The following is an 11,507-nucleotide window of genomic DNA, read 5'->3' on the forward strand; positions in this document are numbered from 1 at the left end:
AACGACGCGCCACCGATGAGGGAGGCGCGCCGTATCAACTACCACATCGTTCACACGAGTCACATCAGCGGGTGCGTCGACCCGGGATCGATCGCAGGGTCAGGACGCTGCCGCCTGGCGCTCGGCGGTCGCCGTCGCGAGTAGCTCCTCCGCGTGCGCGCGGCCGGTCTCGGTGTCGTCGAGGCCGGCCAGCATGCGGGCCAGCTCGACCACGCGGTCCGAGTCGCTCAGCGTGCGCACCCCACTGCCCGGGCCGCCCTTGCGGGTGTCGGTCTTGTTCACCACGAGATGCGTGTCGGCGAACGCCGCCACCTGCGGCAGGTGGGTCACCACGATCACCTGGTGCGTGCGCGCCAGGCGCGCCAGCCGCTTGCCGATCTCCACGGCCGCGCGGCCACCGACGCCCGCGTCGACCTCGTCGAACACCATGGTCGAGCCGGCGTCCGATTGCGCCAGCACCACTTCCAGCGCGAGCATCACGCGGGACAGCTCGCCGCCCGACGCGCTCTTGGTCAGCGGCAGCGACTGCGCGCCGCTGTGCGCGGCCAGCCGGAACTCCACGTCGTCGACACCCGACGAGCCGGCGTGCAGACTCGTGCCCGCCACCTCCAGCGCGACGCGGTCGTCCGGCGCCGCCGGACGCGGGCGCACCGCGACCTCGAGTTTTGCCTTGCCCATCGCGAGTCCGGACAATTCCGCGCTGACGGCCTTGGCCAGCCGGGTCGCCGCCTTGGCCCGCGCCGCACTCAGGGACGCCGCGACCGACGCCGTCGCCGCGGCACCGGTCCGGACCTGCTCGGCGAGGGCGGCCAGGGCGTCGGCCGACACGTCCAGTCCGGTCAACCGTTCCCGGGCCTCGTGCGCCCAGGCGAGAACGCCGTCGACGTCGGCGGCGTACTTGCGTGTGAGGTTCTTGAGCTCGGCCTGCCGCGAGAGCATCGTGTCGAGTGCATCGGGATCCGCCGGGAGGTCGTCCAGGTACGCCGTCAGGTCCGCGCCGACGTCGGTGACCACGGCGATCGCCTCGGCGACGCGCGGCCCCAGCGCCCGGAGGATCTCGTCGTCGGCGGAGTCGAGGCGATCCCGCGCGGCACCGAGCAGGGCCATGACCGACACGTCGTCGGGGTCGTCGCCACCCGTGAGGGCACCGCGCGCCCCGGCCGCGGCGTCGCGCAGGCTGTCGAGATCACCCAGCCGACGCACGGCGGCGGAGATCGCGGTGTCCTCACCGGGTTCGGGGGCGACGGCGTCGATCTCCTGCAGGGCGAACGTCAGCTGATCCGCCTCGCGGGCCATCTCCCGGGCGCGCTCGGTTCGGTCCCGTAGTTCGTCCACCGCGGCGAGCCACTCGCGTCGCCGCGTGCGGTACTCGGCGAGCAGGGCCGTCACCGCCTCTCCGGCGAACCGGTCCAGCGCGGCCCGCTGCTGGTCGCTGCGTTGCAGGCGGAGTTGGTCGTTCTGCCCGTGCACGGTCAGCAACGAACCGGTGAACTCCGACAGCACACCCGCCGGCACGCTGCGGCCGCCGAGGTGGGCCCGCGAGCGTCCGTCCGTCGACACCGACCGCACCGCGATGATGCTGTCGTCGTCGTCGCGTCGAGCCCCGGTGGACTCGAGCAGCGCCTCGACCTCCCCGCGTGCGGGCTCGCCCACCGTGTCGGTGGTGAATCGGCCCTCGACCACCGCGCGGTCGGCCCCGACCCGGACCCGGCCGGCATCGGCCCGCGCCCCGGACAGCAGATGCAGACCGGTGACCACCATCGTCTTGCCGGCGCCGGTCTCACCGGTGAGGACCGTCAGTCCCGTCGAGAACGTCGCGGTGGCCTCGGCGATGGCGCCGAGCCCGTCGATACGAATTTCGGACAGCACGCGGTTACGTCACCCTCCCCCGCCAGCCGGTGACCGGCAGCGCGAACTTGTGGACCAGACGATCGGCGAACGGCGCGGAATCGAGTCGCACCCACTTGATGGGTTCGGACCCCCGCACCACCTCCACCCGCGCACCGGGCGGCAGCGTCATGGTGCGGCGGCCGTCGCAGAAGACCAGCGCCTCGCGGCCCCCGTCGAAGATCTCGACGGCGATGTGCGATTCCGGGCTGGTGACCAGCGGACGCGCGAACAGTGCGTGTGCGTTGCTCGGGATCACGAGGATCGCGTCCAACTCCGGCCACACCACCGGTCCGCCCGCGGAGAACGCGTACGCCGTGGACCCCGTGGGCGTGGCGAGGAGAACCCCGTCGCAGCCGAACGCGGACACCGGCCGGTCGTCCACCTCGAGCACCACTTCCAACACCCCGAGACGGGACGCGTTCTCGATGCTCGCCTCGTTGAGTGCCCACCCCCGCTCCACCACCTCACCGTCGACCAGCACGGCGATGTCGAGCGTCATGCGCGGTTCGATGCGATAGGTGCGCCGCACGACGATGTCGAGAGTCTCCTCGAGGGCGTCGGCCTCGGCTTCGGCGAGGAATCCGATGCGGCCCAGGTTGATACCCAGCACCGGGATCGACGCACCACGGGCCAACTCGGCGGCACGCAGAAAGGTGCCGTCCCCGCCGAGAACCAGGACGAGTTCGCACCCCACGGCCGCGGCCGGCCCGAATTCCACCACGGAGACGTCGGAGTGGGGCTCGGACAACGCGTCGACACCGGACGTGGACTCGAGCCGGGACGTGTCGTGCTCGTCGACCAGGACGCGCAGACCGATACCGTGCTCGTGGAACACCTTGGCGGCGCGGCGCGCGGTCTGCTCGATGTCCGGCCGACCGGGATGCGCGACGAGCAGCACGATCCGGTCCGGGGTGGGTTCGGTTCCCGGCAGCACGGTCATTGCGGTCCCTTCGCCACGGCCGCCGCCACGAGGTCTTCGATGGCCGGTGCGGCGCCGGATTCGGGCTCGGCGCCGTCGTCCACCGCCGTCAGCCAGAGGAAGTACTCGACGTTCCCGGCCGGCCCGGGCAGCGGACTCGGTGCCACGCCTCGGGTGCGCAGGCCGAGGGTCTCGGCGGCACGCGCGACCTCGACCACGGCGGCGGCGCGCATGGCGGGATCACGGACCACCCCGCCGGACCCGATCCGGTCCTTCCCCACCTCGAACTGCGGCTTCACCATGGGCACGATGCTGCCACCCGGTGCCAGCGAGGCGACGAACGCCGGCAGCACCAGCGACAGCGAGATGAACGACAGGTCGGCGACGATCAGATCGACCGAACCGCCGATGGTCTCGGCGTCGATGCTCCGGACGTTCGTTCGATCGTGGACGTGCACGCGGTCGTCGCTCTGCAGGCGCCAGACGAGCTGGCCGTAGCCGACGTCGACGGCCACCACCTCACGCGCGCCACGCGTGAGCAGGACGTCGGTGAATCCGCCGGTCGACGCACCGGCGTCCAGACAGCGCCGCCCGGTCACATCGAGCCCCTGCGGTGCGAACTCGTCCAGAGCACCGAGCAGTTTGTGGGCGCCGCGCGAGGCCCACGACACCTCGTCGGCCACCTCGACGACACGCAGCGCCGTCGCCGGCTCCACGGCGGTCGCGGGCTTGGTGGCCACCGACCCCGCGATGAGGACCCGCCCCTCGGCGATGAGTTCGGACGCGTGCTCGCGCGACCTCGCCAGACCCCGGCGGACCAACTCGGCATCGACCCGTGCTCGACGAGCCATCAGGACTTGTCCACCGAGCTCAGCGCATCCACCAGAACGTCGTGCGCACGACCCAGGATCTGCGCGCGACGAGTCAACGCGACCAATCCGTGGACGTCGGCCGTGCCCTCGCCACTCGGGATCTGCGACGCCCGATCGGCCTCGGTGAGAAGCTCGCCGACCTGCGCGCGAATCGCGTCCGGATCGGGCGCACCGTCGGCTCCACCGCCCTGCTGCGCGGGGCGGTGCTGACCGGGAAGAGGGACCGACGACGTCATCGCCGACAACGCTAGCCGATGGGCCCGACAGGGCCCCGTCGCGGCCGATCCCGACACCCTCAGGAACGGGCGCGCCACTCCTCGACGACCGCGCGGGCGGCGTCGTCGGCACCCTCGACCGTGTCGACGCCGTCCAGGGCCCAGACCGCGGGCAGGATCGAGCGCAACGCGTCGGCCCAGGCCGGCTCGCCGGCCGTCCCGTGGCCTGCATCCGTACCGGAGGACAGGCGCACCGTCGCCCCGTCGCGCGCGACGGACCAGCGGTCGGTCGCGGCGATCAGAGACGCGGATTCGTCCTCCAGCAGTACGGCGAGCGACGACGCGAGGTGCGTCGGGCGGCACTCGGGGCCCGCCCACAACACGTCGTCGACGGTGCTCACTCCCGTCAGCACGAGCAACGACGGAATGCCGACGGTGTTGGCCCCGGCGATGTCGGTGTCGAGTCGGTCCCCCACGACGAGCGGAGACGACGACTCGGACCGGGCCAGCGCATCGGCCATCAGCGGCGCCTCGGGCTTTCCGGCCACGCGCGGTCGCATACCCGTGGCAGCGGCGACGGCCGCGACCATGGCGCCGTTGCCGGGCCCCAGACCACGGGGTGTCGGCAGGGACGTGTCGGCGTTCGCCGCCACCCAGACCGCACCGGCGCGCACGGCGTACGTGGCCTCGGCGATGTCCGCCCACCCCGTGTCGGGCGAGTGCCCCTGCACCACGGCGTCGGGGGCGGGGTCGGCCGATCGGGTGGTCGTCAACCCGACGGCCTCCACCTCGGCCGCGAGCGCCTCGGTTCCCACCACCAGCACCGACGAGCCCGCCGGCACCAGTTCGGCAAGCAGCCGGGCCGCGGCCTGCGACGACGTGACCACCGACTCGTCGGGGGCGTGAAAGCCCAGGTCGCGAAGGTGTTCCGCCACGGCGGCCGGCGTGCGGCTCGCGTTGTTGGTGACGTAGCAGAGCGTCGACGAGCACTCGCGGAGCACGTCCACCGCGCCGTCGACGGGGTCCGGGCCACGGTAGAGCGTGCCGTCGAGATCGAGCAGCAGTGCGTCGTGGCGGTCGGTCAGCCGGGTCACGGGCCCGTCAGCTCGTCGACTCGATCCTCGGCGTCCGTCTCCCCGTCGGTATCAGCCGCAGCTGCGCGCAGGAACCACTGGAGTCCGTCCTCCGCGCGACCGGCCGCGACCAGAGCATCCGCGTAGGCGTAGTAGTAGCGAGCCGCGGCGGAGCCGTCGCGATCACCGTCGAGGTCGGCGGTCTGCAGGGTGACCACCGCCTGGTCGTACTGGCCCATGTCCATCCGCGCGCCGGCCACGACGATGCGCAATTCCGCAGCGTCGTCGCCGGTCAGCATTCTGGCCTCGTCGCTGCGGCCGAGCTCGATGGCCCGTTCGGGGCGACCCAGTCCGCGTTCGCAGTCCGCCATCACGGACAACAGTCCCGGACCGCCGGCCATGCGCCGCGCGGCACGCAGTTCCGACAGCGCCTCCGCCCACTCGCCGGCGTGGTACGCGGCGATCCCGGCGGTCTCCCGCACCACGGCGATACGGCCGGCCCGGCCACGGGCCGCCCGCGCGTGCGCGAGCGCCGCTGCGGGATCGTCGGCGATGAGTCGACTGGTCATCACCAGGTGCCGAGCCACGGTCTCGGCGTTCGACTTGTCCAGACTGAGGAGGTCACGACGCACCGCCCCTTCGAGATCCTTGGCCAGGGCGTCGTCGGGCAGATCCGGTTCGGGCGCCCGTGCCGGGCGGGAGTCGGCTCCGCGGCTTTGGCCGGCGCGGGGGCCGGACGCACCGTCACCGCCGCGACGGCGATGATCACCCTGCGGCCGTCCCCCTCGGTCGGGACGACCGGCGGACGGACCCTGCCGCGGGCCGAAGGTCCGACGGTCGCCGCCGCCGGATCGACTCTCGCCGCGGTCGTGTCCGCCGCGCTCGCCTCCGGCACGGCCGTCGGTGCGCCGGTCGGTGTGGCGGCGTCGATCCTGGCTGCCGGCATCGTCTCCGCGCCGCGGTGCACCCTGGTGGCCACCGCGGCGTTCCCGCGATCCAGCCGCGCGATCGTCACGTCGGGGGCGCTGTTCGCGTCCGCGGGCGTCGTCGGTCGGACCGTCCGGGGTGGGGGTGTCGGACACGGGGCGAACCTTTCGTCGATCGGCACTGCACAGAGAGAACCTGTGGAGGCAAATTACCGGAGAAACACGAAAGGGGACCCACGTGAATGGGTCCCCTTTCGGAATTTATGTTCGGCGGTGTCCTACTCTCCCACACCCTGTCGGGTGCAGTACCATCGGCGCTGGAGGGCTTAGCTTCCGGGTTCGGAATGGGTCCGGGCGTTTCCCGCTCCGCTATGGCCGCCGTAACTCTGTGAAACTGTCACACGTGGTGTGTTGTTTCAGATACTGCACAGTGGACGCGTAGCTTCTTCGTGGTAAGTCCTCGGCCTATTAGTACCAGTCACCTGCACCCATTGCTGGGCTTCCAGTTCTGGCCTATCAACCCGGTGGTCTGCCGGGGGCCTTACCCCCTCTGGGGGGTGAGAAACCTCATCTTGGAACAGGCTTCCCGCTTAGATGCTTTCAGCGGTTATCCCTTCCGAACGTAGCCAACCAGCAGTGCTCCTGGTGGAACAACTGGCACACCAGAGGTTCGTCCGTCCCGGTCCTCTCGTACTAGGGACAGCCTTCCTCAAGTTTCTTCACGCGCGCGGCGGATAGAGACCGAACTGTCTCACGACGTTCTAAACCCAGCTCGCGTGCCGCTTTAATGGGCGAACAGCCCAACCCTTGGGACCTACTCCAGCCCCAGGATGCGACGAGCCGACATCGAGGTGCCAAACCATCCCGTCGATATGGACTCTTGGGGAAGATCAGCCTGTTATCCCCGGGGTACCTTTTATCCGTTGAGCGACACCGCTTCCACTTGCCGGTGCCGGATCACTAGTCCCGACTTTCGTCCCTGCTCGACCTGTCAGTCTCACAGTCAAGCTCCCTTGTGCACTTGCACTCGACACCTGATTGCCAACCAGGCTGAGGGAACCTTTGGGCGCCTCCGTTACATTTTGGGAGGCAACCGCCCCAGTTAAACTACCCACCAGGCACTGTCCCTGAACCAGATCATGGTCCGAGGTTGAGGTATCCAATACGATCAGAGTGGTATTTCAACAACGACTCCACACACACTGGCGTGCATGCTTCACAGTCTCCCACCTATCCTACACAAACCGAACCGAACACCAATACCAAGCTGTAGTGAAGGTCCCGGGGTCTTTTCGTCCTGCCGCGCGTAACGAGCATCTTTACTCGTAATGCAATTTCGCCGAGTCTATGGTTGAGACAGCTGAGAAGTCGTTACGCCATTCGTGCAGGTCGGAACTTACCCGACAAGGAATTTCGCTACCTTAGGATGGTTATAGTTACCACCGCCGTTTACTGGGGCTTAAATTCTCAGCTTCGCCACCACGAGGGTGGCTGACCGGTCCTCTTAACCTTCCAGCACCGGGCAGGCGTCAGTCCGTATACATCGTCTTACGACTTCGCACGGACCTGTGTTTTTAGTAAACAGTCGCTTCTCACTGGTCTCTGCGACCCACACCAGCTCACACTGCAAGAGTGATCACCAGCAGGGGTCCCCCTTCTCCCGAAGTTACGGGGGCATTTTGCCGAGTTCCTTAACCATAGTTCTCTCGATCGCCTTGGTATTCTCTACCTGACCACCTGTGTCGGTTTGGGGTACGGGCCGTGTACCAACTCACTAGAGGCTTTTCTCGGCAGCATAGGATCACTGAATTCGCCTCATTCGGCTACGCATCACCTCTCAGGCTCATGTGAACGGCGGATTTGCCTACCGTTCGCCCTACAGGCTTACACCAGTACAACCACTGACTGGCCCAGCTACCTTCCTGCGTCACCCCATCGCTTGACTACTACCAGGAAAGGTCCCGTGCATCACTCCACCAGGCACCCGAAGGTGCTCACGGAAGATCTGGACGGTTAGTACTCCTGATTCGTCATGGGCGCGGATACACGGGTACGGGAATATCAACCCGTTGTCCATCGACTACGCCTGTCGGCCTCGCCTTAGGTCCCGACTCACCCTGGGCGGATTAACCTGGCCCAGGAACCCTTGGTCATTCGGCGGACGAGTTTCTCACTCGTCTTTCGCTACTCATGCCTGCATTCTCACTCGCGTGGCCTCCACACCTGGATCACTCCGGCGCTTCCCCGGCCACACGACGCTCCCCTACCCACCCACACACCTGGCCCACCATCCGCAGACGATGGACGGGATACATGTGAGTGCCGCGGCTTCGGCGGTGTACTTGAGCCCCGCTACATTGTCGGCGCAAAATCACTTGACCAGTGAGCTATTACGCACTCTTTCAAGGGTGGCTGCTTCTAAGCCAACCTCCTGGTTGTCTTCGCGACTTCACATCCTTTTCCACTTAGTACACGCTTAGGGGCCTTAGCCGGCGATCTGGGCTGTTTCCCTCTCGACTACGAACCTTATCGCCCGCAGTCTCACTGCCGCGCTCTCACATCCTGGCATTCGGAGTTTGGCTGATTTCGGTAAGCTTGTGGGCCCCCTAGACCATCCAGTAGCTCTACCTCCAGGATGAAACACGCGACGCTGCACCTAAATGCATTTCGGGGAGAACCAGCTATCACGGAGTTTGATTGGCCTTTCACCCCTACCCACAACTCATCCCCTCAGTTTTCAACCTAAGTGGGTTCGGGCCTCCACGACGTCTTACCGTCGCTTCACCCTGGCCATGGGTAGATCACTCCGCTTCGGGTCCAGAGCATGCGACTGAATTCGCCCTATTCGGACTCGCTTTCGCTACGGCTACCCCACACGGGTTAACCTCGCCACATACCACTGACTCGCAGGCTCATTCTTCAAAAGGCACGCCATCACCCACCACACCGAAATGTGCACAGGCTCTGACGGATTGTAAGCGCACGGTTTCAGGTACTATTTCACTCCCCTCCCGGGGTACTTTTCACCTTTCCCTCACGGTACTAGTCCGCTATCGGTCACCAGGGAGTATTCAGGCTTATCGGGTGGTCCCGACAGATTCACAGCAGATTTCACGGGCCCGCTGCTACTTGGGCATTCATCACGACAGTCGCACAGTTTTCGTCTACAGGACTCTCACCCTCTACGGCAGGCCATCCCAGACCACTTCGACTAACCACACGATTTCTCACTGTCGGCCGACCCGGCAGAATCGACAAGACAAACCCCACAACCCCACACGCACAACCCCTGCCGGGTATCACATGCACATGGTTTGGCCTCTTCCGCGTTCGCTCGCCACTACTGACGGAATCACTGTTGTTTTCTCTTCCTGTGGGTACTGAGATGTTTCACTTCCCCACGTTCCCTCCACACACCCTATATATTCAGATGCGGGTAACACGACATCACTCGTGCTGGGTTTCCCCATTCGGACACCCTCGGATCTCAGCTCGGTTGACAGCTCCCCGAGGCTTATCGCAGCCTCCTACGTCCTTCATCGGCTCCTGGTGCCAAGGCATCCACCGTACGCTCTTACACACTTACAACAAAGATGCTCGCGTCCACTGTGCAGTTCTCAAACAACACACACACAACACTGTTCACGCCAGCCTCAGACACTCCCCACAACGAGAAGCCGATAGACACAACCAGCATTGCCTGCATTCGTTCTTGCCAGAGAGGTAACACTCGCGTGTTCTCTCAGGACCCAACAGTGCGTCGATATAACCCTCGACCCCACCGGCACACGGGCCGGCAGTCAACGTCGAAGATGAGTTGTCAGTGTTCCACCCATGAGCTCCCACCCGACCCGCGAACGGGGCCGGCGTGGTCTCTGCGTCGTTTCCCTCCCACCTGTGTGGGTGGTACTCCGACGAGACATGCTCCTTAGAAAGGAGGTGATCCAGCCGCACCTTCCGGTACGGCTACCTTGTTACGACTTCGTCCCAATCGCCGATCCCACCTTCGACGGCTCCCTCCACAAGGGTTAGGCCACCGGCTTCGGGTGTTACCGACTTTCATGACGTGACGGGCGGTGTGTACAAGGCCCGGGAACGTATTCACCGCAGCGTTGCTGATCTGCGATTACTAGCGACTCCGACTTCACGGGGTCGAGTTGCAGACCCCGATCCGAACTGAGACCGGCTTTAAGGGATTCGCTCCACCTCACGGTATCGCAGCCCTCTGTACCGGCCATTGTAGCATGTGTGAAGCCCTGGACATAAGGGGCATGATGACTTGACGTCGTCCCCACCTTCCTCCGAGTTGACCCCGGCAGTCTCCTGCGAGTCCCCGGCATAATCCGCTGGCAACACAGGACAAGGGTTGCGCTCGTTGCGGGACTTAACCCAACATCTCACGACACGAGCTGACGACAGCCATGCACCACCTGTACACCGACCACAAGGGGGGCCGTGTCTCCACGGCTTTCCGGTGTATGTCAAACCCAGGTAAGGTTCTTCGCGTTGCATCGAATTAATCCACATGCTCCGCCGCTTGTGCGGGCCCCCGTCAATTCCTTTGAGTTTTAGCCTTGCGGCCGTACTCCCCAGGCGGGGCGCTTAATGCGTTAGCTACGGCACGGATCCCGTGGAAGGAAACCCACACCTAGCGCCCACCGTTTACGGCGTGGACTACCAGGGTATCTAATCCTGTTCGCTACCCACGCTTTCGCTCCTCAGCGTCAGTTATTTCCCAGAGACCCGCCTTCGCCACCGGTGTTCCTCCTGATATCTGCGCATTTCACCGCTACACCAGGAATTCCAGTCTCCCCTGAAATACTCAAGTCTGCCCGTATCGCCTGCAAGCCAACAGTTGAGCTGCTGGTTTTCACAGACGACGCGACAAACCGCCTACGAGCTCTTTACGCCCAGTAATTCCGGACAACGCTTGCACCCTACGTATTACCGCGGCTGCTGGCACGTAGTTGGCCGGTGCTTCTTCTGCAGGTACCGTCACTCACGCTTCGTCCCTGCTGAAAGAGGTTTACAACCCGAAGGCCGTCATCCCTCACGCGGCGTCGCTGCATCAGGCTTGCGCCCATTGTGCAATATTCCCCACTGCTGCCTCCCGTAGGAGTCTGGGCCGTGTCTCAGTCCCAGTGTGGCCGGTCGCCCTCTCAGGCCGGCTACCCGTCGTCGCCTTGGTAGGCCATTACCCCACCAACAAGCTGATAGGCCGCGGGCCCATCCTGCACCGATAAATCTTTCCACCACACGGCATGCACCGCGCAGTCCTATCCGGTATTAGACCCAGTTTCCCGGGCTTATCCCGAAGTGCAGGGCAGATCACCCACGTGTTACTCACCCGTTCGCCACTCGTGTACCCCGAAGGGCCTTACCGTTCGACTTGCATGTGTTAAGCACGCCGCCAGCGTTCGTCCTGAGCCAGGATCAAACTCTCCGTTGAAGACTCCAATCACACCACCAGACACCCACCACACAAGCAGCAGGCACCCCAGCGGTGCAATCAACACTAAAGAGCCGAATCCAGCAAACAAAAACTCACGCCAGCACAAAATGTACTGACAACACCGATCCTCCCCCGACGGGAAGAAGGAGAAGAACCGGAA

The 11,507-nt window shown here is 65.4% G+C and carries 6 protein-coding genes and 3 rRNA genes; all 9 read right to left on the reverse strand.

Going from position 1 to position 11,507, the window contains the following annotated elements; genetic code table 11:
* Nucleotides 1–99 precede the first annotated feature (99 nt).
* The 9 genes from recN to A3Q40_RS09120 all read right to left on the reverse strand — a co-directional run bounded on the left by recN (nucleotide 100) and on the right by A3Q40_RS09120 (nucleotide 11,344).
* Complete coding sequence (gene recN / locus A3Q40_RS09080; protein WP_068101578.1) at nucleotides 100–1,869, reverse strand: DNA repair protein RecN; 1,770 nt, start codon at nucleotides 1,867–1,869, stop codon at nucleotides 100–102.
* Between the two features lie 4 nt (nucleotides 1,870–1,873).
* Nucleotides 1,874–2,830 (reverse strand): NAD kinase, encoded by a 957-nt coding sequence (locus A3Q40_RS09085; protein WP_068101579.1) that lies wholly within the window; start codon nucleotides 2,828–2,830, stop codon nucleotides 1,874–1,876.
* Nucleotides 2,827–3,660, reverse strand: a complete 834-nt coding sequence (locus A3Q40_RS09090) for a TlyA family RNA methyltransferase (RefSeq protein ID WP_068101584.1) — start codon at nucleotides 3,658–3,660, stop codon at nucleotides 2,827–2,829. Before A3Q40_RS09090 ends, A3Q40_RS09085 begins: the two co-directional genes overlap by 4 nt.
* Nucleotides 3,660–3,917: a hypothetical protein gene (locus A3Q40_RS09095; protein WP_068101588.1), complete on the reverse strand. Its 258-nt coding sequence runs from the start codon at nucleotides 3,915–3,917 to the stop codon at nucleotides 3,660–3,662. Before A3Q40_RS09095 ends, A3Q40_RS09090 begins: the two co-directional genes overlap by 1 nt.
* A gap of 59 nt (nucleotides 3,918–3,976) precedes the next feature.
* Nucleotides 3,977–4,990, reverse strand: a complete 1,014-nt coding sequence (locus A3Q40_RS09100) for an HAD-IIA family hydrolase (protein WP_068101591.1) — start codon at nucleotides 4,988–4,990, stop codon at nucleotides 3,977–3,979.
* Nucleotides 4,987–6,051 (reverse strand): hypothetical protein, encoded by a 1,065-nt coding sequence (locus A3Q40_RS20795; RefSeq protein ID WP_235606533.1) that lies wholly within the window; start codon nucleotides 6,049–6,051, stop codon nucleotides 4,987–4,989. Before A3Q40_RS20795 ends, A3Q40_RS09100 begins: the two co-directional genes overlap by 4 nt.
* 109 nt (nucleotides 6,052–6,160) lie before the next feature.
* Nucleotides 6,161–6,278: ribosomal RNA gene (gene rrf / locus A3Q40_RS09110) — 5S ribosomal RNA — on the reverse strand.
* Nucleotides 6,279–6,343: 65 nt separating this feature from the next.
* A 23S ribosomal RNA gene (locus tag A3Q40_RS09115) occupies nucleotides 6,344–9,483 on the reverse strand.
* Between the two features lie 344 nt (nucleotides 9,484–9,827).
* Nucleotides 9,828–11,344, reverse strand: a 16S ribosomal RNA gene (locus A3Q40_RS09120).
* Together the 16S, 23S and 5S rRNA genes form the textbook arrangement of a ribosomal RNA operon.
* Between the last annotated feature and the right edge of the window lie 163 nt (nucleotides 11,345–11,507).

The sequence above is a fragment of the Rhodococcus sp. PBTS 1 genome (assembly GCF_001620025.1).
GTDB classification, from domain to species: Bacteria; Actinomycetota; Actinomycetes; order Mycobacteriales; family Mycobacteriaceae; genus Rhodococcoides; species Rhodococcoides kroppenstedtii.

Excerpts from the sequence above, each read along its gene's own strand:
- A3Q40_RS09085 (WP_068101579.1), bottom strand. The coding sequence starts at position 2,830 with ATGACCGTGCTGCCGGGAACCGAACCCACCCCGGACCGGATCGTGCTG.
- A3Q40_RS09090 (WP_068101584.1), bottom strand. The coding sequence starts at position 3,660 with ATGGCTCGTCGAGCACGGGTCGATGCCGAGTTGGTCCGCCGGGGTCTG.
- A3Q40_RS09095 (WP_068101588.1), bottom strand. The coding sequence starts at position 3,917 with ATGACGTCGTCGGTCCCTCTTCCCGGTCAGCACCGCCCCGCGCAGCAG.